26 protein-coding genes and 1 tRNA gene are annotated in these 25,030 nt (G+C 62.3%); 20 read left to right on the top strand and 7 right to left on the bottom strand.

The genetic code is table 11. The features are described from left to right. Window positions 1–2 precede the first annotated feature (2 nt). Window positions 3–92 (top strand) — tRNA-Ser (locus CBB63_RS12280). Between the two features lie 182 nt (window positions 93–274). After that, window positions 275–982: an SDR family oxidoreductase gene (locus tag CBB63_RS12285; protein WP_286699352.1), complete on the top strand. Its 708-nt coding sequence runs from the start codon at window positions 275–277 to the stop codon at window positions 980–982. A gap of 108 nt (window positions 983–1,090) precedes the next feature. Here CBB63_RS12285 and CBB63_RS12290 read toward each other — a convergent pair whose 3' ends face one another. Both CBB63_RS12290 and CBB63_RS12295 read right to left on the bottom strand, forming a co-directional pair. Next, the gene (locus tag CBB63_RS12290; protein WP_286699379.1) at window positions 1,091–1,927 is read right to left on the bottom strand and encodes an NAD-dependent epimerase/dehydratase family protein; all 837 of its coding nucleotides are present in this window, start codon (window positions 1,925–1,927) and stop codon (window positions 1,091–1,093) included. Window positions 1,928–2,029: 102 nt separating this feature from the next. Further along, window positions 2,030–3,232: an NAD(P)/FAD-dependent oxidoreductase gene (locus CBB63_RS12295; RefSeq protein ID WP_286699353.1), complete on the bottom strand. Its 1,203-nt coding sequence runs from the start codon at window positions 3,230–3,232 to the stop codon at window positions 2,030–2,032. A 304-nt stretch (window positions 3,233–3,536) separates the two neighbouring features. Here CBB63_RS12295 and CBB63_RS12300 point away from each other — a divergent pair, with 304 nt between their 5' ends. The 4 genes from CBB63_RS12300 (at window position 3,537) to CBB63_RS12315 (ending at window position 6,056) form a co-directional block, all read left to right on the top strand. After that, window positions 3,537–4,079 carry a sigma-70 family RNA polymerase sigma factor gene (locus tag CBB63_RS12300; protein ID WP_005851609.1) on the top strand — a complete coding sequence of 181 codons (543 nt, stop codon included), beginning with the start codon at window positions 3,537–3,539 and terminating at the stop codon, window positions 4,077–4,079. 281 nt (window positions 4,080–4,360) lie between these two features. Then, complete coding sequence (locus CBB63_RS16420) at window positions 4,361–4,768, top strand: anti-sigma factor (protein WP_502695918.1); 408 nt, start codon at window positions 4,361–4,363, stop codon at window positions 4,766–4,768. 404 nt (window positions 4,769–5,172) lie between these two features. Beyond that, the gene (gene msrB / locus CBB63_RS12310) at window positions 5,173–5,667 is read left to right on the top strand and encodes a peptide-methionine (R)-S-oxide reductase MsrB (protein ID WP_286699355.1); all 495 of its coding nucleotides are present in this window, start codon (window positions 5,173–5,175) and stop codon (window positions 5,665–5,667) included. Then, the gene (locus tag CBB63_RS12315) at window positions 5,667–6,056 is read left to right on the top strand and encodes a DoxX family protein (RefSeq protein ID WP_286699356.1); all 390 of its coding nucleotides are present in this window, start codon (window positions 5,667–5,669) and stop codon (window positions 6,054–6,056) included. The genes msrB and CBB63_RS12315 overlap by 1 nt, the downstream gene beginning before the upstream one ends. On the opposite strand, the gene hrpB is transcribed toward CBB63_RS12315, so the two are convergent. Continuing rightward, a complete protein-coding gene (hrpB, locus tag CBB63_RS12320) occupies window positions 6,030–8,444 on the bottom strand; it encodes an ATP-dependent helicase HrpB (RefSeq protein WP_286699357.1) in 2,415 nt (804 codons plus the stop codon). The two genes, CBB63_RS12315 and hrpB, sit on opposite strands and share 27 nt — an antisense overlap. A 110-nt stretch (window positions 8,445–8,554) precedes the next feature. Here hrpB and meaB point away from each other — a divergent pair, with 110 nt between their 5' ends. After that, the gene (meaB, locus tag CBB63_RS12325; protein WP_005851619.1) at window positions 8,555–9,526 is read left to right on the top strand and encodes a methylmalonyl Co-A mutase-associated GTPase MeaB; all 972 of its coding nucleotides are present in this window, start codon (window positions 8,555–8,557) and stop codon (window positions 9,524–9,526) included. A 9-nt stretch (window positions 9,527–9,535) separates the two neighbouring features. On the opposite strand, the gene CBB63_RS12330 is transcribed toward meaB, so the two are convergent. The 3 genes from CBB63_RS12330 to fsa form a co-directional block, all read right to left on the bottom strand. After that, entirely contained in the window at window positions 9,536–10,483 is a 948-nt protein-coding gene (locus tag CBB63_RS12330; RefSeq protein ID WP_286699358.1) for a tyrosine recombinase XerC, read from the bottom strand. Next, entirely contained in the window at window positions 10,480–11,187 is a 708-nt protein-coding gene (locus tag CBB63_RS12335) for a DUF484 family protein (RefSeq protein WP_286699359.1), read from the bottom strand. The genes CBB63_RS12330 and CBB63_RS12335 overlap by 4 nt, the downstream gene beginning before the upstream one ends. Window positions 11,188–11,435: 248 nt before the next feature. After that, window positions 11,436–12,089 (bottom strand): fructose-6-phosphate aldolase, encoded by a 654-nt coding sequence (fsa, locus tag CBB63_RS12340; RefSeq protein WP_286699360.1) that lies wholly within the window; start codon window positions 12,087–12,089, stop codon window positions 11,436–11,438. 118 nt (window positions 12,090–12,207) lie between these two features. Here fsa and CBB63_RS12345 point away from each other — a divergent pair, with 118 nt between their 5' ends. The 4 genes from CBB63_RS12345 to CBB63_RS12360 all read left to right on the top strand — a co-directional run bounded on the left by CBB63_RS12345 (window position 12,208) and on the right by CBB63_RS12360 (window position 17,168). Beyond that, window positions 12,208–14,403 carry a primosomal protein N' gene (locus tag CBB63_RS12345; protein WP_286699361.1) on the top strand — a complete coding sequence of 732 codons (2,196 nt, stop codon included), beginning with the start codon at window positions 12,208–12,210 and terminating at the stop codon, window positions 14,401–14,403. Window positions 14,404–14,546: 143 nt separating this feature from the next. Next, entirely contained in the window at window positions 14,547–15,779 is a 1,233-nt protein-coding gene (locus CBB63_RS12350) for an MFS transporter (RefSeq protein ID WP_286699362.1), read from the top strand. Window positions 15,780–15,838: 59 nt separating this feature from the next. Next, complete coding sequence (locus CBB63_RS12355) at window positions 15,839–16,711, top strand: 50S ribosomal protein L11 methyltransferase (protein WP_009826104.1); 873 nt, start codon at window positions 15,839–15,841, stop codon at window positions 16,709–16,711. A 109-nt stretch (window positions 16,712–16,820) separates the two neighbouring features. Continuing rightward, window positions 16,821–17,168 carry a hypothetical protein gene (locus CBB63_RS12360; protein ID WP_286699363.1) on the top strand — a complete coding sequence of 116 codons (348 nt, stop codon included), beginning with the start codon at window positions 16,821–16,823 and terminating at the stop codon, window positions 17,166–17,168. Window positions 17,169–17,301: 133 nt separating this feature from the next. On the opposite strand, the gene CBB63_RS12365 is transcribed toward CBB63_RS12360, so the two are convergent. Next, window positions 17,302–17,520, bottom strand: a complete 219-nt coding sequence (locus CBB63_RS12365) for a DUF1127 domain-containing protein (RefSeq protein ID WP_286699364.1) — start codon at window positions 17,518–17,520, stop codon at window positions 17,302–17,304. Between the two features lie 333 nt (window positions 17,521–17,853). On the opposite strand from CBB63_RS12365, the gene ruvC reads away from it, so the two are divergent. The 9 genes from ruvC to tolB all read left to right on the top strand — a co-directional run bounded on the left by ruvC (window position 17,854) and on the right by tolB (window position 24,989). Beyond that, window positions 17,854–18,357, top strand: a complete 504-nt coding sequence (ruvC, locus tag CBB63_RS12370; RefSeq protein ID WP_286699380.1) for a crossover junction endodeoxyribonuclease RuvC — start codon at window positions 17,854–17,856, stop codon at window positions 18,355–18,357. Beyond that, window positions 18,354–19,022: a Holliday junction branch migration protein RuvA gene (ruvA, locus tag CBB63_RS12375; RefSeq protein ID WP_009826107.1), complete on the top strand. Its 669-nt coding sequence runs from the start codon at window positions 18,354–18,356 to the stop codon at window positions 19,020–19,022. The genes ruvC and ruvA overlap by 4 nt, the downstream gene beginning before the upstream one ends. Before the next feature lie 49 nt (window positions 19,023–19,071). After that, window positions 19,072–20,091: a Holliday junction branch migration DNA helicase RuvB gene (gene ruvB / locus CBB63_RS12380; protein WP_286699365.1), complete on the top strand. Its 1,020-nt coding sequence runs from the start codon at window positions 19,072–19,074 to the stop codon at window positions 20,089–20,091. A 47-nt stretch (window positions 20,092–20,138) separates the two neighbouring features. Continuing rightward, window positions 20,139–20,762 (top strand): hypothetical protein, encoded by a 624-nt coding sequence (locus CBB63_RS12385; protein ID WP_286699366.1) that lies wholly within the window; start codon window positions 20,139–20,141, stop codon window positions 20,760–20,762. After that, complete coding sequence (ybgC, locus tag CBB63_RS12390) at window positions 20,759–21,145, top strand: tol-pal system-associated acyl-CoA thioesterase (RefSeq protein ID WP_005851645.1); 387 nt, start codon at window positions 20,759–20,761, stop codon at window positions 21,143–21,145. The genes CBB63_RS12385 and ybgC overlap by 4 nt, the downstream gene beginning before the upstream one ends. A gap of 132 nt (window positions 21,146–21,277) precedes the next feature. Beyond that, a complete protein-coding gene (tolQ, locus tag CBB63_RS12395) occupies window positions 21,278–21,973 on the top strand; it encodes a protein TolQ (protein WP_005851646.1) in 696 nt (231 codons plus the stop codon). Between the two features lie 3 nt (window positions 21,974–21,976). Continuing rightward, window positions 21,977–22,456: a protein TolR gene (gene tolR, locus CBB63_RS12400; protein WP_005851648.1), complete on the top strand. Its 480-nt coding sequence runs from the start codon at window positions 21,977–21,979 to the stop codon at window positions 22,454–22,456. Window positions 22,457–22,458: 2 nt separating this feature from the next. Beyond that, window positions 22,459–23,670, top strand: a complete 1,212-nt coding sequence (gene tolA, locus CBB63_RS12405; RefSeq protein ID WP_286699367.1) for a cell envelope integrity protein TolA — start codon at window positions 22,459–22,461, stop codon at window positions 23,668–23,670. Then, entirely contained in the window at window positions 23,667–24,989 is a 1,323-nt protein-coding gene (tolB, locus tag CBB63_RS12410; protein ID WP_286699368.1) for a Tol-Pal system beta propeller repeat protein TolB, read from the top strand. The genes tolA and tolB overlap by 4 nt, the downstream gene beginning before the upstream one ends. The last annotated feature ends 41 nt before the right edge of the window (window positions 24,990–25,030 follow it).

A 25,030-nucleotide genomic window follows, 5' to 3' on the forward strand; every position in this document is an offset into this window, starting at 1 on the left:
ACGGAGACGTGGCCGAGTGGTCGAAGGCGCTCCCCTGCTAAGGGAGTAGGCCCGGAAGGGTCTCGAGGGTTCGAATCCCTTCGTCTCCGCCATACACCTCGACATTTTCCACATACTTGATCAGGTGTTGCGCGGCCCGAGATGGGGCGCGACGTTGCGCTTGGCTTTCCCCTCCGACAGTTTCGCCGCCACCCGCCTTTTTGCAAACCGTGCGCCCNTGCTTTCGCGAGGAAACGAGGTGGGNTAGAGGGGGTGTAATACTCAGGAGCGGATCATGGAATTAAAGAACAAGCGTATCATCGTCACTGGTGGCAGTGATGGTATCGGGCGGCATATTTGCCTTAAACTCGCGGCATTAGGGACGCGTCTGGCCATTCTGGGGCGCGATGCTGACCGGCTGGCTGCGGTAGAGGCTGAATGTATCGCCGCTGGAGCCAGCGAAGCGATCGGCATTGCGTGTGATATCCAGAACCCGGATGCGATCAGCGGGGCGGTGGAGCAGGTGACAGCTGCATTTGGCGGGCTGGATATTCTGATNAACAATGCGGGCATCTGGCACAAAACCGGTCCGCTGGATGAGATCCCGCCGCAGCTTTTGCAGGCGACCGTGCAGACCAACCTGACGGGTTTGATGCAGATCACGCAAGCCGCCATTCCGGCGCTGCGGGCGAATGACGAGGNGATCATTCTGAATGTCGTCTCCAAGTCCGGCGTCGTCGCGCAGGCCGGGCAATCTGTNTATACCGCCACGAAATACGGNGTGCGGGGCTTTACCGAGGTGNTGAAAGCGGACGAGGAAAACACGGGCGTGCGCGTGGGCGGAGTTTACCAGTCGGGGACAAACACGGGGATGTTCTCGAAGGCGGGGGAGGATGTGCCCAACCATATCTTTACCGAGCCCGACGATCTGGCGGATGTGGTGGTCTTTGTGCTCTCGCGGCCGCCAAAACTGTGGATCCACGATATCCGCATCGAATTGTGAGTTTGGGGCGCACCTGNCGCGCCGGCTGACAAGACGGGTGCCAGTCCAAACATCGCGTCACGTGAAACATGGGGGGCGGGGGTAAAGCCCCGCCCCGCCCTCAAGGCATCAGGTGGTTTTCTTGTCGTTGACGATGTTCATCGACGCCACGCCGCTTTCGCCGAGGTCGACCGCGGCAAAGGGNCCACCGTGGTGCATNTGGCCGGGGTCTTTCAGATCGACCGGNGGTGCTTCGGCAAGGATCTTCTCGGCGAACTGCTCTGCGTTNTCNTTCGGGCGATAGCCGAGNAAGGACGCTTTGGCATTGTCCACCGGCGCGCGGTCGTTGTTGGANACGCCGTAGACCACGCTGAAGCCGACCGATGGCGTATCGATGGCGCGGGTGACCANNTGGATCAGATCGTCATAGGACAGCCACGATCCCAAGGCGCGGGTGTTGTTGACCTGCGCGCAGCTGAGGATGCGCAGGCACACGGCCTCTAGCCCGCGTTTGTCCCAATACATGGACGCAAGGTCTTCGCTAAAGCATTTGGCGAGGCCATAGAATGTATCGGGCTTGTGGGGCGCGTCGATGCCGATGAAGTCGNATTTCTTGTGCATGCCCACGGCGTGGATGGAGGACGCATAGACGACCCGTTGAAGCCCGTGCTGATAGGCGGCTTCCCACACGTTGTAGGATCCGACGAAATTCGGCCCCAGCAGTTCCTCGAAGGGTTTTTCGTCGACGATGGCGCCGAAGTGGACAACCATATCGGCACNNTCCAGCANNGGCGCGATCTGGTCATAGACGGCGACATCGGCCTTGGCGTAGCTTTCGCCTTCGTAGAGCTTGCCGATGTCATCGACGATGTCGGTGCTGACCAGTTCTTGGCACATNTTGGACAGGGGTTCACGCAGGTAGGACCCAAGCCGCCCTGCGGCCCCCGTCAGNACCAGTTTCTTCATCATGTCGTTTTCCTTCCACTATCGTTTTGCGAGGCCAAGCAANGCTGCGCGCCCGCACAAAGGGNTGTTGCCTGGCATGGGTATGTCATCGGGGCAGGGGGATCAAATCACCGCCTTTTCAATCAGCGATTGGTTTTCCTCGATCCGGCGGTAGGCGTAGGGGCTTAGGTCCAACGTGCGGTATGCGCCATAGGCGATCCATTCAGCGATGCCACGGCCAAGGGCGGGTGCCTGTTGCAGCCCGTGACCGGAAAACCCGTTCAGGCACAGNAAATTCTCGACCACACTGTGCGGCCCGACAATCGCGTTCTGGTCCAGCGTGTTGTAATCGTAGTGCCCGACCCATTCGTTGATCACCTTGACCTGATCGAACTGCGGGACGCGGGTGGCGATGGCGGGCCACACCTTGTCCTCCCAAAGGCTGTGNTCAAAGGCAAAATCGTCATAGGCGACCGCAGGATCTTCGCGCGGGGGGCAGCCCGCCATGTAGTATTTCCCTTCGGTCCTGAAATGCACCCCNGACGGGTCGATTGTCAGCGGCAGGTCGCGGTCCAGCGGTTTGGCGGCATCGAACACAAAGGTATAGCGTTTGCGCGGCTCGACCGGNAGGGTGATGCCGNCCATGCCCGCNGTCGCGGCCGCCCGCGGGCCAGAGGCGTTNACNACCGTCCCGCAGGCCACCGTNGCGCCGGATTTCAGCGTGACATGGGTGACGGATGTGCCATCGGCGGCTTTGGTCATCGCGGTCACTTCGTCGTGCAGGTATTCCACNCCGTTGCGGCGNGCCATGCGCTTGAACCAGTCAAACATGGTNCCGCCGTCGAAATAGCCTTCATCCACNCGGTTGTGGTTGGCGGCAATGATGTCATCAAGCTGATAGAACGGGTAAGCGGCNGCGACNTCGGCGGCGGTCATGTGNTGCGTGCCCGCCCCCAGTGCCACCTGTATCTGCTGGTTCTGTTGCAGCGTCTGCGCAAACTCGGGCGTGTCCGCGAGGTAGAGATAGCCAAAATTTTGCAACGCCAGATGCGGCACCTCTGGATCATCGCCCATAAACCGGCGGAAGTTCTTGATAAACTCGGCCCCGAACTGCGACACCTTCACGTTGATGGCCGAGCTGAACTGCTGGCGGATGCAACTGTTGGTATGGCTTGTGGCGGCGTATTCATAGGTGGGGTCGCGTTCGACCACCAGAACCTTGCCGTCAAAACCGGCCATCTGGGTCAGCCACCATGCGACCGACGATCCAAAGATCGCGCCACCGATAATGACAACGTCATAGGTGCTGTGATTGGGCTGCGGCATCGCGATACTCCTTCCACATTTGGGCCACATAGGGCCAGACAGAGGGGATGCCGTGCAGCGGTGTACAGCAAGGCAGCCCTGCCACGACTAAACGCGCAACACCGNCCCCCGTCCATAGCTTGTGAACGCGGGGGGCNATTTCCGCGCCCGCTTGCCGNNCGATAGATTACCCATTGGCCAACGCGATGCGCCTGGGTTACACAAANNNGTCCANTGACAACGCTTTGCTGGACAAATGTAGTGAGTGCCGTAGGTTTCGGTGTAACGCTGGAAACCCGTTCAGGTGGAGAAAAGGCCCGTGCAAATGGACCGACAAGAAATCGAAAACTTGATTGCCCGTGTCGCGTTGAAAGACCGCGCGGCGTTTGACCAGCTCTATGATCGTGTTTCTGCGAAACTTTTCGGGGTTTGTCTGCGTGTGTTGAACAAACGCGCCGCAGCAGAGGACGCCATGCAAGACAGTTTCGTCAAAATCTGGAACAATGCCGATAAGTATAATGCCAATGGCCTGAGCCCGATGACGTGGCTGATCACCATTGCGCGGAATACCTCTATCGACCGTCTGCGGGCCCGGAAAAAAGGCCATCAGGACGTGAATACGCCCGGTTTTGAACTTGTCTCCCCCGGTCCCACGCCCGAACAATACGCCGTTGCCTCGTCAGAGGCGTCGCGCCTGTCGGGCTGTCTTGATACGCTGGAAGAAGACCGTGGCAAAGCCATTCGGGGTGCCTATCTGGATGGCGAGACCTATTCCGATCTGGCTGAACGCTTCGGCGTGCCGCTGAATACGATGCGAACCTGGCTGCGCCGNGGCCTGATCGCCCTGCGGGAGTGTATGAGCCAATGACCCAAACGCCTGAAACACCCCATGATGATGATCTTCTGGCCGCCGAAATGGNGCTGGGCCTGTCGTCTGACGACGATATGATCGCCGCGCGTCATCGCATTGCGACTGAACGTGATTTCGCGGACCGCGTTGTGTTCTGGCAGGAACGCCTGACCGCAATGACCGACGGCATCGACCCGGTCTCGCCGCCCGCGCGCGTGAAGAAAAAGCTGATGGCGCAGGTCTTCCCNAAGCAGCGGGTTTCGATCCTGCAACGTTTGTGGCTCTGGCAGGGGGTGGCGATGGCATCGCTGCTGTTTGCGGGCTACCTNGGCGTGCAACTGCTTGAGATCAACACACGTCCGGGCGATCAACCGACCGTTCTGGCCGCACAGCTGGTCAGCGACACCAGCCCGTTGCAAGTGNTGGCCGTGGTCGAACCGATCAAGCACGAGATCGCGCTGCGCCGCGTTTCGGGCNCNGCGAACGAGGGGCGTGTGCTAGAACTTTGGGCGATCCTGCCCGATCAGGCTCCGGTTTCCTTGGGCGTTCTTCCCGACAGCGAGACGACGCGGATTCTTGTTCCGGCAGAGCTGCGCAGCCAGGCGGCACAGATCACGCTGGCGATTTCGGATGAGCCCGTCGGCGGCTCGCCCACGGGGGCACCTACGGGCGATGTNCTGGCCGCAGGGGCNATGTCTGAACTGTAATCCGGGTTTTATCGGGNTCGCTGACTNTTNANNCAAANNCTTCGNCCGCTTTCATGTGGGCGNAGTCTTTGTTTCTTAANGGTATTTGAGAAAGTTNAATAAAAACTNNGGTTTTTTGCGTTTTCGGTGAAACTTCTCGTTTTCTACTTCCGTGTATTTCCACAACTCAGGCCGACACTGGTTGCAAGCCCATGTCGCTGAGGGACCGTGCCGTGTTTTTGGCGCGGTTTGGTAACGAGTTTGTTGGCGTGGAACCATGCATTCCGCCAACGGGTTTATCCAGTATCGGCACCTCGCGTGCCTTGTAACGAGTACCGCCGGATGTCAGCGCCACGCGCGACGTCCGGCGGCCCTTTCAACAGACATCCAATCTATCCGCAGTACCGCAACCTTAAGGGGGCATTATGAAACGCCGGAATTTCCTGAAATGCACAACGATGACGATGGCGGCNTTGCCGTTTGGCGTNGGCGCGGCNGCGCAGGCCGGNACCGTGGCACAGGGCGACTTTGANGTCAGNCGCACCCCTGCCGAATGGCGCGCGCAACTGGGCGATGACGCATATGCCGTCCTGCGCGAGGGGGATACCGAACGCGCATTTACCAGCCCGCTGAACGATGAGGTCCGCAAAGGCNTNTTNCANTGCAAGGGTTGTGATCAGGCGCTGTATAGCTCCGAGACCAAGTTCAAAAGCGGCACCGGCTGGCCAAGCTTCTTCGCCCCGCTGGACGATGCTGTCGAAACGATGCCGGACAAGGGGTTCTTTACCACGCGGACCGAGGTGCATTGCGACCGCTGCGGCGGCCATCTGGGCCATGTGTTTGATGATGGACCTGCACCCACGGGCAAACGCCACTGCATCAATGGTTTGGCGATGACCTTTACGCCCGCCGCCGCCTGATGCAGCGGGTTGAAAGAGTTGCGATTTACACGGGCCGCCTGCTTTTGGCGGCCCTTTTCGTCGCGGGATTTGTACAAAAGCTGGTCGACCCTGCAGCGGCNCAGGGNTTGCTNTCNGATCGCGGNTTGCCCGTGTTNCTCGTNTGGCCCGCGATGCTGTTCAACGGGGTGGCGGCGATCAGCCTGATCTTCGGTCTCTGGCTCGCCCCNATGAGCGCAGCACTCGCGCTTTATTGCATGGCAACGAGCATTTTCCACTTCATNCCTGANGACCCGTGGCAGATGTCGATCTTTGTCAAGAACTGGGCGATTGCGGGCGGATTACTGGTACTCGCAGGGCACGCCGCGCGACATCGCGGGGCCTCAGGTGCCGCGGGGTTTGGCCCGTAGCGTCGGATCGGCCTGCGTCGGGTCTTNGGGCCACGGGTGGCGCGGATAGCGGGCGCGCATGTCCTTGCGCACATCGGCATAGGAGCCAGCCCAAAACCCCGGCAGATCGGTGGTCACCTGCACGGGGCGCTGCGCGGGGGACAGCAGCGTGATCTGCAAGGGCTGCCCTGCGATCATGGGGTGACGGGTGGTGCCAAAGACCTCTTGCAGACGCAGNGCGATCTGGGGCTGCGTTTCGCTATANTCAATCGCGATCTTGCGCCCCAGCGGCGTGGTGAAATGCGCAGGCGCGGCACGATCAAGCGTTTGCTGGTCGTCCCAGCTCAGCCGCGCGGTCAGGGCAGGCAGCAGGTCAAACGCCTTCCAGTCGGCGGTGTTGCGGACACCTGCCAGATGACCNGGCAACCAATCCTCCAANGTCTCAAGCAGGTGATCCTCGCTGAAATCGGGGAAANCATCGCCCATCAGCCGNGCCCGNGCNAGAAACAGCGCNGCCGCTTTGCCGGGCATCAGTCCCAGCTGCCGCACCCCGTCGAGCATGGCCNGCGCTATGTCTTCGGCGGGGGCGTCGGACCACGCCCTGTCGTCCAGCACNAATGNNCCAAAACGTTCNTGCTGCCGCGCCAGCACGCGGCCCTCGCGGCGGGACCAGACGCAGAGTTTATGCCATCCGATTTGATCCGCGAAGCTGCCCCGCAGATCGCTGTCGGACAGGCGCGTGGCTTGGCGAATGCGTGCTTCTCGCGGGTCGCCGTCAAGATCGGTCGCCACCAGCAAGCGTTCCCCCGCCAGCGGATCGCTCTCGGACAGGATCGCGCCTTTGCCGCCCGACATAACGTATCGCGGCGCGTCGCCCTTGCGCCGCAGCGCCACCCTATCGGGGTAGGCAAGGGCCGCCAGCACCCCCAGCGTATCGGGGCCGTCACCGGTTTGCCCTCTGGCCAGCCGTTTGGCGTCTTGCTTGATGCGTGAAAGGGCCGCGTGGTTGACCTCGGCCGGGACGCGCTTGCCCGCGACCGCATCCAGACGCAGCGCCAGATCGACAGAGCCGCCGCGCAAGGGGTCACGCTCCGACAGGATCGCGGCCAGCGTCGGGGCGCTGCGCCCGCCTTTGGCAACCATATGCGCCAGACGGGGATGCAGCGGCATCTTCGCCAAGGTGCGGCCATGCTCTGTGATCCGACCCGTCGCATCCAGCGCCCCCAGCATGTGCAGTACGGCCTGTGCTTCGGCCAGACGGCCTGCATGAGGCGGAGTCACGAACTTCAGGTCATCGGCCTGCGCCCCCCAGACTGCCAGCTCTAACGCGAAGGCGCATAGATCGCCGGCCTCGATCTCGGCGGGGGGGTAGGCGGCCAGCGCGCCTTCCTCGCCACGGGTCCANAGTTTGAACGCGGCCCCTTCCGACACACGCCCCGCACGGCCCGCGCGCTGCGTCGCTTCNGCGCGNGTTACGCGGTCGGTGATCAGCCGCGACATGCCNGAGGANGGATCGAACTGCGCCCGTCGCGCGCGGCCCCCGTCCACCACGATCTGCACCCCTTCGATGGTCAGCGAGGTTTCCGCGATAGANGTCGCGAGCACGACCTTGCGGCCNGTTTTGGCCGGGGCAATCGCAGCGCGCTGCGCTTTGAAGTCCATCGCGCCGAACAGCGGGGCGAGCGTGCAATCGGCGGGCAGCCGTCCCGCCAGCGCGCTTTCAACCCGTCGGATTTCTCCTTCGCCGGGCAGGAACACCAGCGCCGATCCGGGGGCGGTATCCAGCGCGTGTAACACCAGATCAGCGACTGCCTGCTCGAACCGTTGCTTGCCTACGGGCCGGTCCAGCCAATGGGGCGTCACCGGAAAGCTGCGCCCTTCGGAGGTGACCACCGGAGCCTGCATCAGGGCAGCGACGGGGCCGGCGTCCAGCGTGGCGGACATGGCGACGATCAACAGGTCATCGCGCAGCGCTTCGGCCACCTCTAGGCAAAGCGCGAGGCCCAGATCCGCGTTCAGGGATCTTTCGTGGAATTCGTCAAAGATCACCGCGCCGACACCGGGCAGGTCGGGGTCGTCTTGCAGCATGCGGGTCAGAATGCCCTCGGTCACGACCTCGATACGGGTGGATTTACTGACGGCGCTGGCACCGCGGACGCGAAAGCCCACGGTTTGCCCCGGTTCTTCGCCCAAGGTCGCAGCCATGCGTTCGGCAGCTGCACGCGCGGCAAGGCGGCGCGGTTCCAGCATCAGGATGCGGCCGTTGGTCAGCCCCGCGTCCAGCATCGCCAGCGGCACGCGCGTGGTCTTGCCTGCACCGGGGGGCGCTTGCAGCACAACACGGCCCTGACCGCGCAGCGCGTCGATCACCTGCGGCATCACGTCGTCAATGGGAAGGGTAAAAGCCATACGCGTGGTTATGGGCGAAACCCGGCGCGGGGCCAAGACCCGGCCTGCGGTCTGGACATTTGCGACGCCGGGATCGAAACATGGGCCAAAGGGCGTGAGGGGCAGAACCTATGAACATCGACGATCTGGCAAAGGGTATCGCAGCAGGGGAGCGCCGCGCGCTGGCGCGGGGGATCACCTTGATCGAATCCGGTCGCGAGGATCACCGTGCGCAGGCGACAGAGCTGCTTGCCGCGCTGCCCAAGGGGCGCGAGGCGCTGCGGATCGGGTTGTCGGGGACGCCGGGGGTGGGGAAATCCACCTTTATCGAAAGCTTTGGCATGATGCTGATCGGGCGCGGGCTCAAGGTCGCGGTGCTGGCGATTGATCCGTCCTCTTCGCGTTCGGGCGGGTCGATCTTGGGGGATAAGACGCGGATGGACCTCTTGTCGCGCGAACGCGATGCTTTCATCCGCCCGTCGCCTAGCCAGACACATCTGGGTGGCGTGGCCCGCCGCACCCGCGAGGCGGTGACCCTGTGCGAGGCCGCAGGTTTTGACGTGGTGCTGATCGAAACGGTCGGCGTCGGTCAGTCAGAAACGGTGGTGGCAGAGATGTCCGATGTTTTCATGCTGTTGCTGGCGCCTGCGGGCGGGGACGAGCTGCAAGGCGTCAAGCGCGGCATTATGGAAATGGCGGATATCATCGTGATCAACAAAGCCGATGGGGATCTGAAGCCCGCCGCGTCGCGGACCTGTGCCGATTACGCCGGTGCCCTGCGGTTGCTGCGCAAACGGCCGCAAGACCCCAAGGGGTTTCCCAAGGCGATGATGGTCTCAGCGCTGGAGGAAAACGGGCTGGACGAGGCATGGGCCGAGGTAGAGGCGCTGACCGAATGGCGCCGCGCCGAAGGGTTCTGGCAACATGCCCGTGCCGCACAAGCCCGCTATTGGTTTGAACAGGCGGTGAAGCAGGCGTTGCTTGCGCAGTTGGAAAAGCCCAAGGCCAAGGCCGCGTTGACCGAGCTTAGCGATCGTGTGGCACAGGGGCTGGCGGACCCCACCAAAGCCGCGCAGGATTTCGTCACCCAGCTGGACCGTTAACTGCCGCCGTTAGTTGCCGCCGCCCGCCTTGGGGTGGGCGCGGTTATAGACATCCATCAGACGCGCGGTATCGACAGCCGTATAGGCCTGCGTGGTCGAGAGCGAGGCATGGCCCAAAAGCTCTTGGATCGCACGCAGATCGCCCCCCGCATCCAGTAGATGCGTGGCAAAGCTGTGGCGCAGCGCGTGGGGTGTGGCGCTGGCAGGCAGGCCAAGCTGCATGCGTGCATCCGCCATCACCTGCGATATTGCCCGCGCCGCCAAAGGCCCGCCGCGCACTGCGCGAAACAGCGGCGCATCCCGTTCCTTCCCAAAGGGGCAGACGCGCAGATAGGCATCCACGGCATCGCGCGCCGCAGGGAGCACGGGCACCACCCGTTCCTTACCGCCCTTACCGATGATACGCAGCACCTCGGGCAGGGGCGCGTCGGCCCCCTTGAGGCCAAGCGCTTCGGATATCCGCAGCCCGCACCCCCACAGCAGGGTCAGGACCGCCACATCCCGCGCGGCTACCCAAGCGTGACGCGACTGCATTTCCACGCTGTCGATCATCGCCTGAGCGGCATCAATCGCCAAGGGGCGGGGCAGCTTTTTGGGAAACTTCGGCGATCTGGTCGACAGCACGGCGGTAGGCTCGAACCCCTCGCGCTCTGCCAGCCAGCGATAGAACGCCTTGACCGCCGACAGCTTGCGCGCCATCGACCGTGGCCCGACATCCCCGCTGCGGGTCTGCGCCATCCAGGCGCGCATGTCCGAGATGGTGATCTGTGACAGCGCGCCCAAGCCTTGGCTGTCGCCCTTATGCAGCGTCATGAACGCAAGGAAATCGACCAGATCCCCCTGATAGGCGGTNANCGTGTTCTCGGCAGCCCCTTTCAGGGCGCGTTGATGNTCCAGCCAGCTTTGCAGGGCGTCCCGCGCGGCGGGGCTGATCAAAAGCGCGTTTGCCCCGCTCAAGACAGCCAGCGGCGCATCGTCCGCTCGAACACGCCAGCGAAGAAGCCCAGCAGATCGGTGCCNTGTTGCGGGCTGAACATATGCGGGTCTTCGGAGCCAAGGATCAGCAGGCCCGGCAACCGGCCCGCGCCAAAATTCAGTTTCAGGCAGGCTTCCGACCGGATCCAATCCGCCGCGCCGCCGTAGATATGTTCTGGGCTGTGCTGCACACCGCGCAGGGTCACCTGACGCACCGTGCCGCCGCGCCCGTGCGACAGGTAGTCGTCAATAAANCCCGGNTCGGCGACGTTCAGCACATCGCCCAAGCGCTTGATCGCGGGATCNTCGTCATTCTCGGCAGNTTCCAGCACCAGCCGCACNGCGTCGACCCGCAGGATATCGGCAACCTCGCCCCCGAGATCCTTGAGGAAGGGTTCGAAGTCTACAGGGTCAAGCATGCGCAGNATCGCGCGGTGGATCTGGTTGGTCCCCGCAAGGTTTTCATANGCCGCGGCGATCACGTTGCGGTGCGTGTCCTCAAGCCGGTCNAGACGGGTTTCCAGCCGGTCCATGGCGATGCCGCGCAGATCGACAATATTGCCCCCCATCGCGCGTTCATTCGCGGCGATCAGGGCCTGCATCACGTCGTTGTCGTCAAGGATGACGTCGGGCTGTGAAATAATCGCTTCCCGAAGGGAATCTTCGATCTTGTGGTTACTGCTCATGCGGGTCTCTTTTTATATTTGGCACTGACATAGCATGCGCGTCAGGCTAAATCTGCTTTTTTCTTTTGGCGTNTNGCTGGTTTTTCGGCGTCAAACCGCCCGNTCGCCNCGCANNGACGNGGCAGAGGCAGGGCGAAGCTGCTGCGGTTTTCTGCGAGGNCANGGGCCANCTACGGGCACATGCAGATCGTGGTGGGCACGCGCAGCCTGTGACGCGCGTGCCCCTTTGTCGTCGCCNTAAGGCGGGATCAGAGGATGTTCTGACCTGTCTTTGCCCAATCGGCCATGAAGGTCTCGAGCCCCTTNTCGGTCAGCGGGTGCGCGGCCAGCTTCTTGATCACTTCTGGCGGGGCGGTCATGACATCGGCACCGATACGCGCGGCATCCAGCACGTGGTTCACGGTACGGATCGACGCGGCGAGGATTTCAGTCTCGAACCCGTAGTTGTCATAGATCGTGCGGATGTCCTGGATCAGGTCCATACCGTCAAGGTTGATGTCATCCAGACGCCCGATGAATGGCGAGATGAANGTGGCACCGGCCTTNGCNGCGATCAATGCCTGGTTCGCCGAGAAGCAGAGCGTGACGTTGACCATCTTGCCNTCGTCCGACAGCACTTTACANGCTTTCAGACCGTCCCATGTCAGGGGCAGCTTCACGGTGATGTTTTCCGCGATCTCGGCCAGTTTGCGGCCTTCGGCGATCATGTCGTCCGCTTTGGTCGCGACAACTTCGGCAGAGACAGGGCCGTCGACCAGATCACAGATCTCTTTCGTGACTTCCAGAATGTTGCGGCCNGATTTCAGGATCAGCGACGGGTTTGTTGTTACCCCGTCTACCATGCCCAGATCGTTCAGCTCGGCGATGGCATCGATTTCGGCGGTATCTACGAAGAATTTCATGTTACGTCCTTCAGGTTGGAATAGGCAGCAGGAATGGCTATGTCTGTCGCCTAGGGCTTTAGCGCATCATCCGCCAAGCTGGAACCCTAATTCCCGTAACCCCGTTCCGGAGCGATTGGTGAAACCGCCAGAATTTTTTCATGCAAATGAGCTGGTGGCCGTGATGACCACCCAGCCGCTGGGCCGTGCGCTGGATTACAAAGCGCCCGAAGGCGGCTGCCATATGGGGGCCTTCGTCGAAGTGCCTTTGGGTCCGCGCAAGGTGATCGGTGTTGTCTGGGGCGCTGGGCAGGGGGATTACGATCTGTCCAAGATACGGTCGGTGATCCGCGTGCTCGATGCGGCCCCCATGCGCGAGGAACTGCGCAGTTTTCTGACCCGTGCCGCCGCCTATACGCTGACGCCGATGCCCGCGATGCTGCGGCTGGCGACGCGTGCGCCGGGGTTGGGCGACCCGCCGTCGATGCGCAAGATTTACCGGCGCGGGGAGGGGGAGCCTGACCGGATGACCGACGCGCGCCGTCGCGTGTTGGAAACTCTGGCGGAGTATGGCGACCTTTCGTTCACGCTCAAGGAACTGGCCGAGATGTCGGGGGTGACGGCGTCGGTGATCAAGGGGTTGGTGGCCCAGGGCGCCGTGCTGGAACAGGACAGCCCGCGCGATCTGCCGTTCATGCGTATGGACCCGAGTTTGCCCAGCAAAGAGCTGACGGAGGATCAGGCCTCGGCCTCGGCGCTGCTGGCGGCGGGGGTGGCCTCGGGCACATATGGCACGACCTTGCTGCGCGGCGTGACCGGATCGGGCAAGACCGAAGTCTATCTGGAGGCCGTGGCCGCTGCGCTGAAATCCGGCAGGCAGGCTTTGGTGCTGCTGCCGGAAATCGCGCTGACCGAACAGTTCTTGCACCGTGTGCAGGCGCGGTTTGGCGCGAAGCCTGCGGAATGGCATTCGGGTGCCACCATGACAGAGCGGCGTCGTATCTGGAAAATGGTCGGGCAGGGGCAGGCTCAGGTGGTGATCGGTGCGCGGTCGGCGCTGTTTCTGCCGTTCCAGAACCTTGGTCTGATCGTCGTCGACGAGGAACATGACACCTCCTACAAGCAGGAAGAAGGCGTGCTGTATAACGCTCGTGATATGGCCGTGCTGCGGGCGTCCATCTGCGGGGCGCAGGTGGTTCTGGCCTCTGCAACACCGTCGTTGGAAAGCTGGGCCAACGCCGAGGCGGGCAAATATACGCGGGTCGAGCTGACATCGCGCTTTGGGCCGGCGGTGATGCCGACGATGGGCGCGATCGACATGCGCAGCGAAGGCCTGCCGAGCGATAAATGGGTGTCGCCCACGTTGAAGGTCGAGGTCGACAAGCGGCTGGAACGGGGCGAACAGGCGATGCTGTTCATCAACCGCCGCGGCTATGCGCCGGTGACCCTGTGCCGCGCCTGCGGGCATCAGATCGGCTGCGATCACTGCGATGCGCGGATGGTCGAACACCGCTACCTCAAACGGCTGGTCTGCCACCAATGCGGCGAAAGCAAGCCCATGCCCGAGGTCTGCCCGTCGTGCGAGGTCGAAGGCAAGCTGGCTGCCGTGGGGCCGGGGGTGGAACGTCTGGGCGAAGAAGCCGCCGCCCTTTGGCCCGAGGCGCGGGTCGCGACGCTAAGCTCGGACATGTACGGTTCGGCCCGCGCGCTCAAGGCCGAGATCGCAGGGATCGCTGACGGGGCGGCGGATATCATCATCGGCACGCAGCTGGTCGCCAAAGGACACAACTTTCCCAACCTCACGCTAGTGGGGGTCATCGACGCGGATCTGGGGCTGATGGGATCGGACCTGCGCGCGGCAGAGCGAACCTATCAGCTGATGCGGCAGGTGGCGGGGCGCGCCGGACGGGCAGAGGCTCCGGGCACCGCGCTGTTGCAGACCTTTCAGCCGGATCACCCGGTGATCCGCGCCATTCTGGCAGGGGATGAGGAGGGGTTCTGGAAAGCCGAAGCCGGAGAGCGCCGCCACGCCGGCGTGCCGCCCTATGGCCGGATGGCGGGCATCATCCTGAGCGGCCCCGATGTGGCCGCGCTGTTTGATGCGGGCAACCAGCTGGCGCGACAGGATGCGCCCCTGCGGGCCGTCGGCGCGCAGGTCTATGGGCCCGCGCCCGCGCCAATCGCACGGGTGCGCGGACGCCATCGGGTGCGGCTGCTGGTCAAGGCCGAAAAGGCCGCCCCCTTGCAAGAGGCATTGGCGAAATGGGTCGCACAGCTGCGGTTGAAGAATGATGTGCGCATCGCCGTCGATATCGACCCGCAGAGTTTTTATTAGCGGTGCGAAGTGCTTGCCCCTGCGGGGCAAGGGCCTTCGGCGAGGATTTTGGGCCATTTGGAAGCTGCGGTTGCACGGAGCATGCGCGTGAGGCGGGTGATTTGATCTCGTCAAGGGGCGGGAACGGGGGTAAGGAATTGCCCATGACCCAATATGTGACCCTTGAAGATGCCAAGCATCAACCGTTCTGGCGCCGCCCTGTGGCGCTGCTGTTCCTGATGGCGCTGGCGATGCCCATTGCCTTCAACACATGGTCGGCGCTGCTGAATAACTTTGTGATCGAGGTCGCAGGGTTCGACGGATCGGACATCGGGTTGCTGCATACGGTGCGCGAGATACCGGGTTTTCTGGCGGTCGGCGTGATCGCGATTATACTGTTCGTGCGCGAACAGGTGCTAGGTTTGGTGTCGCTGGTGCTGCTGTGGGTGGCGACGGCGCTGACCGCGTGGTTCCCATCGATGGGCGGTATCCTGACGATCACCATGCTCAGCTCTATCGGGTTTCACTATTACGAGACGGTGAACCAGTCGCTGCAGCTGCAGTGGCTCAAGATCGAGGACGCGCCCCGCATGATTGGCTGGCTGATGGCGGCGGGGTCATTGGCGACGCTGGTCGCCTATCTGGCGATCATGGCGCTGTGGGATACCTTGTCGCTGTCCTATAACATCGTCTATCTGATTGGCGGCGGGGTGACGGCGGTGATCGCGCTGGTCGCGTTGCTGGCCTATCCGCAGTTCGAGGCCCCGACACCGCAGGTCAAGAAGATGGTGCTGCGCAAGCGGTACTGGTTGTATTATGCGCTGCAATTCATGTCAGGCGCGCGGCGACAGATCTTTGTCGTTTTTGCGGGCTTCATGATGGTCGAACGCTTTGGCTTTGATGTGCATGAAATCACCCTGCTCTATCTGATCAACCTGATCGCCAATATGGTCTTTGCCCCGCTGATGGGCCGTGCAGTCGGCTTCTTTGGAGAGCGCCGCACGTTGAGCTTTGAATACATCGGGTTGATCATCGTGTTTCTGGCCTATGGCGGCGTCTACTATCTTGGCTGGGGCGTGGTGGTGGCCGCGACGCTTTATGTGCTGGATCACATGTTCTTTGCGCTGGCGCTTGCGCTCAAGACCTATTTCCAGAAGATCGCCGACCCTGCCGACATTGCGCCGACGGCGGCGGTGGCCTTTACCATCAACCATATCGCAGCGGTGTTCCTGCCTGTGGGGCTGGGGCTGCTGTGGCTGATCTCGCCCGCGGCGGTCTTTTTCCTTGCGGCAGGGATGGCGCTGGTGTCGCTGTTGCTGTCACTGATGATCCCGCGCCATCCCGTGCCGGGCCACGAGACGATCTTTTCCAATCCGCTGCCGGCCCCGGCCGAGTAGCACCCCCTGACATAGCCGGACGTCGCGCGGCGATATCGGCGATCCTGACGGAGTTTCCCATGCCAACATTCACAGCTTTGACGACCCTTGAAGGACGCAAGCCCGCCTATGCTTTGGGCGAGGCGATGGAGCGGCTGGTGCCCGAACCCACCGGTGTCGGCGTTTTCGAGATGGAAGACGGCTCGGGCCTGTGGGAAGTCGGCGGCTATTTCGAGGAAAGCCCGGATGAGACGGCGCTGGCGGTGCTGGCGGCCTCTATGGGGGCGAAGGAATTTGTCGTGTCAGAGCTGCCGGAAACCGATTGGGTCGCCCATGTGCGCCGCGAGCTGTCGCCGGTCGAAGCGGGGCGGTTCTTTGTTTACGGCAGCCATGACGCGGACAAGGTGCCCGAAGACTGTGAGCCGCTGTTGATCGAGGCGGCAATGGCCTTTGGCACCGGGCACCACGGCACCACCTTGGGCTGCTTGCGCGCACTGGACCGTTTGGCGAACGGCGGCATGGTCGGGCAGAACGTGGCAGACATCGGCTGCGGTACAGCGGTGCTGGCGATGGCGGCGGCGCGTATCTGGCCGAACCCCGTATTGGCCAGCGACATCGACGAGGTTGCCGTCGACGTGGCCCGCGCCAATGCGGCCGCGAATAATCTGGCCGACCGTTTGATCTGCGTCGAGGCAGCGGGGTTTGACCATCCCGAACTGGCATCGCGCGCGCCCTTCGATCTGGTATTCGCCAACATCCTGAAAGGGCCGTTGGTCGCACTTGCCCCCGATATGGCCGAGGCGCTGGCCCCCGAGGGCTATGCGATTCTATCTGGCATTTTAAACGAACAGGCGGATGACGTGATCGAGGTTTATGCGCAATCCGGCATCAATCTTGTCAACCGAGAGGTGATTGGTGACTGGACCACGTTGACTGTCCAGAAAATGCCATAATCTTCGTCACTTTTCGCCATGAACAAGGTCGAAATGCAGAGAATTTGACACATTCTTGCTTTATTATGATCTTGCGAGAGGTGGGGGCCTTTAGCGACTAGAGGCTGCCATGGTTGATGCTCGTCAACAATTTGGGACACGCGTAAAGAGTTTAGAGAGTAAGAACGTCAAGCTCGCGCGGGGCTATTACACCACCATCCGTGCCGACGGGCTGGTTGTCGCGCGGCCGGCGCGGCGCGGCCTGCGGGTGCCGACCAAATTACTGGTCGCGTTGGTGGTCCTGTTCGTCTGCTTCAAAGGGTTCGTTCTGGCGGCGATCGGCCCCACGGCCTATGACAGCAGGCTGGACAGTTTGGCGCAGGGCACCGTTATCGAACAGGCGGGGGCTTGGGTTTTGCAGGTCGATCCGGTGACGCAAACGCTTGCCCGTAAGCTGGGGCCCGTCTTTCGCGGATAGGGACGCTGCGGGACGGTGGCCTGCACCGTCATATTTCACTGTCGTAGAATAAATGAAGCCACGCAGATCATTCAGATGTGCGTGGCTTGTGCTTTGGGTTGGCAGCCCCTTGGGCGCTATGAAACATCGACCCTTAGCGGATGAAGTGGTTCATTGCGACGCGTTCGATGTCGCCACGGACCAGACCAATATCGTCGAGTTCACGGTCGGACAGCGCGGACAGGGCGTTGCGTGTGACACGTGCGTCGTTCCATTTGGTGATGCTGCCGACAACGTCGCCAAGTTGGGCGAAAAAGCGGTTAACAGCGGCGGCGGTGCCGTAGGTGGTTGGGGTATTATAGTAAACAGCCATTGGAGCCATCCTTGAATAAAGAAAAGCCGGATAATCCGGCGGTGCGCTGTGCAATTAGGCAGAATGAAAACACTTCACAACACACACCGGCGCATGTGTGTTCTGCGTTTGCTGCATAGCAGCATTTGGCGGTTTAGCGCCTATTCATAAGGGGTTTGCCGCCATTGACGCCGGGGTCGTTTTCAGTGGCTTGAGCGTCGCAACCCGCCCCGAAATCCACCTTCCAGGTTGAATTGTGACTTTTGTGTGGCGCGGCGCAAAAACCTTGGTGGATGTTCGCGTTTCGTGCTACTGCCTTGGAAAAAGAAAATTCTTGAGGATAATGGGCATATGATACGGGTAATCGGCATTGATCCGGGCTTGCGCAATATGGGCTGGGGCGTCATCGACGTGGCCGGCAGCCGCATCACCCATGTGGCGAACGGCATTTGTCAGTCCGAGGGGGCCGATCTTGCCACGCGTCTTTTGTCGCTCCATGCGCAGTTGACGAGCATCATGGTGACCTATCGACCCGATGCCGCGGCGGTGGAGCAGACGTTTGTGAACAAGGATGGTGCCGGGACGCTCAAGCTGGGGCAGGCGCGGGGGATCGCGATGCTGGTGCCTGCGCAGGCGGGGCTGGCGGTGGGTGAATATGCACCCAATACGGTCAAGAAAACGGTTGTTGGCGTAGGCCATGCGGATAAGGGGCAGGTGCTTCATATGGTACGCATGCAATTGCCGGGGGCAGAGATTGCTGGACCCGATGCCGCGGATGCCTTGGCGATCGCGATCTGTCACGCGCATCACGGGGGGGCTTCGACCTTGGCGCAGGCCGTCGCAAGGGCAAGCGCATGATTGGCAAGATCACAGGACGCATTGATTATCGCGCGCCGGACCATCTGCTGATTGACGTGCGTGGCGTTGGTTATCTGGTCTATTGCTCTGACCGGACGATGGCGGCGCTGCCCGGGGTGGGCGAGGTGGTGGCGCTTTTCACCGATCTGGTGGTGCGCGAAGACCTGATGCAGCTTTTCGGCTTTCAGACATTGGCGGAGAAAGAATGGCACCGGCTGCTGACCTCTGTTCAGGGGGTGGGGGCCAAGGCATCGCTGGCCATTCTGGGCGCGCTTGGGCCAGATGGTGTCAGCCGCGCCATCGCACTTGGCGACTGGAACGCGGTCAAAGTGGCCAAGGGCGTCGGCCCCAAGATCGCGCAGCGCGTGGTGCTGGACCTCAAGGATAAGGCTCCGGGGGTGATGGCGATGACCGGTTCGCTGGCCGAGGCGCATGGCGAGGTCGAGGCAGCGGCAGAGGTGATCGAAACCGCCGCCCCCAAACGCCGCCCCGTGGCCCCGCCGAACCAGTCCGCGCAGGCAGAGGCGCTGTCGGCGCTTGGCAACCTCGGCTATGGTCCGGGCGATGCGGCAGGGGCCGTGGCGCAAGCCGCCGGAGAGATGCCCGAGGCCGAGACGCCGCAGTTGATCCGCGCAGCGTTGAAACTGCTTGCCCCCAAAGGATAGGATGCGCATAGCCGCGTGGCCGTCCGTATGAACCTTGCTTGGATATTTGATGATCGACAGTGACCCAACTTTGCGGCCGGACCCGCAGCCCGGTGATATAGACCGCGCCCTGCGCCCGCAGATGCTGGATGAATTCGTCGGTCAGGCCGAGGCGCGGGCCAACCTCAAGGTGTTCATCCAATCCGCCAAGCAGCGGGGCGAGGCGATGGACCACACGCTGTTCCACGGCCCGCCCGGATTGGGGAAGACCACGCTGGCGCAGATCATGGCACGCGAGCTGGGGGTCGGGTTCCGCATGACCTCTGGCCCTGTGCTGGCAAAGGCGGGCGATCTGGCGGCGATCCTGACCAACCTCGAAGCCCGCGACGTGTTGTTTATCGATGAAATCCACCGTCTGAACCCAGCCGTGGAAGAGGTGCTGTATCCCGCGTTAGAGGACTTTGAACTGGATCTGGTGATCGGCGAAGGCCCCGCCGCGCGCACCGTGCGGATCGAGTTGCAGCCCTTTACGCTGGTCGGGGCGACGACGCACATGGGGCTGCTGACCACGCCGCTGCGCGACCGTTTCGGCATTCCGACGCGCTTGCAGTTCTATACCGAGGATGAGTTGTTCATCATCGTCGATCGCAATGCCCGCAAGCTGGGGGCCCCCGCCGATGAGGGGGGCGCACGCGAGATCGCCAAGCGCGCCCGTGGCACCCCGCGTATCGCGGGCCGTCTGCTGCGGCGCGTTGTGGATTTCGCCGTGGTCGAAGGCGACGGCCGCGTGACCCGCGCGCTGGCGGATATGGCTCTGACCCGTCTTGGCGTCGACAAGCTGGGGCTGGACGGGGCCGACCGCCGCTATCTGCGTCTGATCGCCGAGAATTATCAGGGCGGGCCGGTCGGGATCGAAACCATGTCGGCGGCGCTGTCTGAATCCCGTGACGCGCTGGAAGAGGTGATCGAGCCCTACCTGCTGCAACAAGGGCTGATCCAGCGCACGCCGCGGGGACGGATGCTGGCGCAGAAAGCCTGGACGCATCTGGGGATGGCACCGCCCAAACCCCAAAGCGATTTGTTTGGCTGAGGGCGGGGAAGCCTTCGGCGAGGATTTAAGACCATTTGGAAGTTGAGATGACACCACAAGAGATCGAAGCGCTGTTTACCCGAAGCGACGACAGCTATGCCTTTGCCCGTTGGGGCCGCCCGTTGGCTCCTGTGGTCTTTGGCGTGGATGATGCGACGCTGACCGTGGTCAAAAGCGCGATCGAGGCGGTCTGTCAGTTGGCGGGGCACAGCATGTCGGAGACCGACCCCGAGCTTGGCAGCAATCTGATGATATTCTTTTTCAAGGATTGGGCAGAGCTGTTGGAGGTGCCCGATCTGGACCGTCTGGTGCCTGATCTTGGCCCGTTGGTGGAAAAGCTGGATGCGGCGGGGGCCAATCAGTATCGTCTGTTCCGCTTTGACGAGACAGGTGCCATCAAGGCATGTTTCGTCTTCCTGCGCATGGACCAGCAGCTGAGCGCGATGCCCGCGCAAGCCCTGGCATTGGGGCAGATCGTGCAGTCTTTCTTGCTGTGGTCTGATACTGCGTTCCGCGAGGTGTCGCCACTAGCACTGCACGAGGGGGCGACGATCCTGAAGCCTGAGGTGGCGGCACTGTTGCGTGCCGCCTATGACCCCGTGATGCCCGTGGCAGCGCAAGACCCGTCTCATGCACTGCGCTTGTTCGCGCGGGTGGGGGCGGCGCAATGACCCACCATCTGCCGATCCGCGTTTACTATGAAGACACCGATATGGCGGGGATCGTCTATTACGCGAATTACCTGCGCTATATCGAACGGGCGCGCAGTGACTGGGTGCGCGAGATGGGAATTGACCAGCTGGCCATGAAGGCCGAGGGCGTGGTTTTTGCCGTGCGGCGGGTAGAGGCGGATTACATTCAGCCTGCGGTCTTCGACGATATGCTTGATGTAGAGACATGGGCCACGTCGATCACGCCGGCCCGCATGGTGATGCAGCAAGAGGTCAAACGCGGCGATACGGTTCTGTTTCGGGCAGTGGTTACGATTGTTTGTATCGCGGCTTCAGGCAAACCCTGCCGATTGCCAGCGAAACTTCGCTCAATCCCCGTCTAGCAAGCGGATTGGCCCCATAATCCTAGCAATAGATATTGCACTCGGCTAAGCTTGTGCCAAATAGCGCCTTGGAAAACAGGGCCGTTGAGGCAGATGAAGCCCCTTTTGGGCGCAACAAAAAGAGCAGAACCGATGGAAGCAGAAACGCTGGCGGCGGCAAGCGAGATTGATTTCTCGCTCTTGGGTCTATTTCTCCGCGCAACGATTACCGTAAAACTCGTGATGATCATGCTGATCGTCGCGTCCTTCTGGTCGTGGTCGATCATCATTCAGAAGATGATCCAGTACCGCCATGCCAAAGCCGAGGCAGAGCGGTTTGACCAGGCATTCTGGTCGGGCGAGCCGTTGGACGGGTTGTATGACACGATCGGGCCGGATCCGGATGGGGCCGCAGAAAAGATTTTCGCCGCCGGTATGACGGAATGGCGCCGGTCGCATCGCGAGGATGGCGGGCTGATCCCCGGTGCCACCGCGCGGATCGACCGCAGCATGGATGTGGCGATTGCCAAAGAGGCAGAGCGTCTGCAAAAGGGCTTGCCCGTGCTGGCGACCACCGGGTCCACCGCGCCATTTATCGGTCTGTTCGGGACCGTGTTCGGGATCATGAACTCTTTCATCGAGATCGCGGCCCAGCAAAACACCAGCCTCGTCGTCGTCGCCCCCGGTATTGCCGAGGCGCTTTTGGCCACGGGCATCGGCCTTCTGGCGGCTATTCCCGCGGTTATCTTCTATAACAAGCTGAGCGCGGATTCTGATCGTATTCTGGGCGGCTACGAAGCCTTTGCTGATGAATTCGCCACCATCCTCAGCCGTCAGCTGGATAGCTGAGCCATGGCAGGTGGGGTGATGAAAAAGCAGGGCGGGGGTGGCCGTGGCCGCCGTCGCGGCCGTGCGCAGCCGATGGCAGAGATCAACATCACGCCGTTCGTTGACGTGATGCTGGTGCTCTTGATCATCTTTATGGTCGCGGCACCTTTGCTGACCGTTGGCGTGCCGGTCGAGCTGCCCAAAACAGCGGCCACAGCCCTGCCGTCCGAGCAGGAGGAGCCGTTGACCGTGACCGTTCTGGCGGATGGGTCCGTGCAGATCCAGAAGACAGAGACCGGGCGTGATGATCTGGTTGCCAAGCTGCGTGCCATTTCGGCAGAGCGTGCGAGCGACCGCGTGTTCCTGCGTGCGGATGGGGCTGTGCCCTATGCCTCGATCATGGAAGTCATGGGGGCGCTGAACGCAGGTGGCTTTAGCAACATTGGTCTGGTGACTGAAACCGGTGGGCCGAAGTTGGACGGCACAGGCGCGTCAGGCGGGTAACCATGCACAAGGGGCATTACATCTCTGGCGCGGGTCACTTGGGGCTCATCGGCTGGCTATTGCTGGGGAATATCTTTACCTCGCACAGCGACCCTGTAGAGATGCAGGAGGTGTCGGTCATCTCTGCCGCGCAATATGACGAGATGGTCGCCGCAGCGCAATCCGCGCAGGCGGAGGCCGCAGCGCAGCCCGAGCCTGCCCCTGAACCGGAACCCGCCCCCGAACCGGAACCGACCCCTGCCCCTGAACCGGAACCCGCCCCCGAACCGGAACCGACCCCTGAGCCTGCGCCGGAGCCCGAGCCCGCCCCGGAGCCGGAGCCTGTGCCNGAGCCTGAACCCATCGCACCGCCCCCCTCGGAGGACGTGAGCGATCAGGCCCCCGAGCTGCCCGAGCCGCCNGCCGATGTCGCCGTTCTGACGCCAGAGGAAGCACCCGTCGCCGTGCCGCGCCCTGTAGAGCGNGTGGCCCCCGAACCCGTAGAGGCNCCGGATCCCGAGGCGCGCACCGATGATGTGCTGCGCGAGGCCGCGACACCGGATGCGCCGGCAGAGAAGNTCGTGGAAGAGGCACAGGAAGCCACCGCCCCCGAAGAGGCGACGACGCAGATTGTGACCGAAGCAACGGAAGCGCCCAAAGCGTCGCCGACCCAATCCGCACGCCCTCCGGCCCGCCGNCCCACACCTCCTGCGCCGCAGGTGGCAGAGGCACCCGTGGAGACGCCGAAACCCGAAACGCCAAAACCCGCCACACCGAAGCCGGAAACACCCAAGCCAGAGGCCCCCAAGCCGACGCCCGAACCGACAACGGANAAGGACGCCGTGGCAGCCGCNCTCGCCGAAGCCATGGGAGAGACCGACGCGCCTGCAACGCCGGCNGCACCCTCNGGCCCGCCATTGTCGGCTGGCGAGAAAGAATCGCTGCGCGTGGCNGTATCGTCGTGCTGGAACGTGGGGTCCCTTTCCTCCGAGGCATTGCGCACTACTGTAGTGGTGAGTGTCGCAATGAACCAAGATGGCACGCCACAGACCAATTCGATCAAGATGACCAGCAGTTCGGGCGGATCACAGGGGGCTGCCAATCAGGCGTTCGAGGCCGCACGGCGGGCAATTATCCGCTGCGGCGCGCGCGGGTATCAGCTTCCTGTAGAAAAATTCGGTCAATGGCAGAATATTGAGATGACCTTTAATCCTGAAAGGATGCGCATCAAATGATTGTACGAATTCTGAGCCTCTGTCTCGCGCTTATCGGCGGTGTTGCCTCGGTCGCGCAGGCGCAGGATGGACCATTGCGGATCGAGATTACCGAAGGTGTGATTGAACCCTTGCCCTTTGCTGTGCCCAGCTTTCAGCCCGAAAGCGGGGACGCGGGGCAGATGGCCGTTGATCTGGCGCGGGTCGTGTCCGAAGATCTTGTCGGNTCTGGNCTGTTCCGNGAAGTACCGGCNAGCGCCTATATCTCGACCGTAAGCGATTTTAACGCGCCGATCCAATATGCTGACTGGAAGGCGATCAACGCGCAGGCGCTGATCACCGGTGCCGTCAGTGTCTCGGGCAATACGTTGAACGTGAAGTTCCGCCTGTATGACGTGTTTTCGGGCGCTGAACTGGGGTCGGGCTTGCAGTTTTCGGGCACGGTCGATGGCTGGCGTCGCATGGCGCATAAGGTGGCGGATGCCGTCTATTCGCGTATCACGGGCGAAGGGGGCTATTTCGACAGCCGCGTCGTCTATGTCTCCGAGACGGGGCCCAAGGATGACCGCGCGAAACGGCTGGCTGTGATGGATTATGANGGGGCCAATGTGCGCTATCTGACCGACAGCTCGTCCATCGTGCTGGCACCGCGGTTCTCGCCCTCGGGGGATCGTATTCTCTACACCAGCTACGAAAGCGGCTTCCCGCGGATCTATGTGCTCGACATCGGGTCGGTGCAGCGTCGCGTGCTGGAAAGCGCCGAAGGCACCATGAGCTTNGCNCCGCGGTTCTCTCCGTCCGGCAATACGGTTGTCTATTCGCTGACCCAAGGNGGGAACACGGATATCTACACGATGGATATCAACACCGGCCAGTCGACACGGCTGACCAATACGCCTGCGATCGAAACCGCGCCCAGCTATTCGCCGGATGGTAGCCGGATCGTTTTCGAAAGCGACCGTTCGGGATCGCAGCAGCTNTATATCATGCCAGCNACNGGCGGCGAGGCGACACGGATCTCGTTTGGNGANGGGCGCTATGGCACGCCGGTCTGGTCGCCGCGCGGCGATCTGGTGGCCTTTACCAAGCAGAACAAGGGCCGGTTCCACATCGGCNTGATGCGGCTGGACGGGTCGGAAGAACGTCTGCTGACCGCGTCGTTCCTGGATGAAGGCCCCACATGGGCCCCCAACGGCCGCGTCATCATGTTCGCGCGGGAAACCCAAGGGGCAGGCGGGGCGTCGTCGCTTTATTCCGTCGATATCTCGGGCCGGAACCTCAAGCCTGTGCGCACCCAAGAGGGCGGATCGGATCCGTCTTGGTCGCCGCTTCAGAAGTAAANAANAGCCATAGTGCCTTGGTGTTTCCCAATACCAAGGCA

It is taken from the genome of Sulfitobacter sp. TMED3, from assembly GCF_002167505.1.
GTDB classification, from domain to species: Bacteria; Pseudomonadota; Alphaproteobacteria; order Rhodobacterales; family Rhodobacteraceae; genus Sulfitobacter; species Sulfitobacter pontiacus.

Excerpts from the sequence above, each read along its gene's own strand:
- ruvB (WP_286699365.1), top strand. The coding sequence starts at position 19,072 with ATGATCGACAGTGACCCAACTTTGCGGCCGGACCCGCAGCCCGGTGAT.
- CBB63_RS12355 (WP_009826104.1), top strand. The coding sequence starts at position 15,839 with ATGCCAACATTCACAGCTTTGACGACCCTTGAAGGACGCAAGCCCGCC.
- CBB63_RS12385 (WP_286699366.1), top strand. The coding sequence starts at position 20,139 with ATGACACCACAAGAGATCGAAGCGCTGTTTACCCGAAGCGACGACAGC.
- tolQ (WP_005851646.1), top strand. The coding sequence starts at position 21,278 with ATGGAAGCAGAAACGCTGGCGGCGGCAAGCGAGATTGATTTCTCGCTC.
- CBB63_RS12360 (WP_286699363.1), top strand. The coding sequence starts at position 16,821 with ATGGTTGATGCTCGTCAACAATTTGGGACACGCGTAAAGAGTTTAGAG.
- meaB (WP_005851619.1), top strand. The coding sequence starts at position 8,555 with ATGAACATCGACGATCTGGCAAAGGGTATCGCAGCAGGGGAGCGCCGC.
- CBB63_RS12350 (WP_286699362.1), top strand. The coding sequence starts at position 14,547 with ATGACCCAATATGTGACCCTTGAAGATGCCAAGCATCAACCGTTCTGG.
- ybgC (WP_005851645.1), top strand. The coding sequence starts at position 20,759 with ATGACCCACCATCTGCCGATCCGCGTTTACTATGAAGACACCGATATG.
- CBB63_RS12365 (WP_286699364.1), bottom strand. The coding sequence starts at position 17,520 with ATGGCTGTTTACTATAATACCCCAACCACCTACGGCACCGCCGCCGCT.
- tolR (WP_005851648.1), top strand. The coding sequence starts at position 21,977 with ATGGCAGGTGGGGTGATGAAAAAGCAGGGCGGGGGTGGCCGTGGCCGC.
- ruvA (WP_009826107.1), top strand. The coding sequence starts at position 18,354 with ATGATTGGCAAGATCACAGGACGCATTGATTATCGCGCGCCGGACCAT.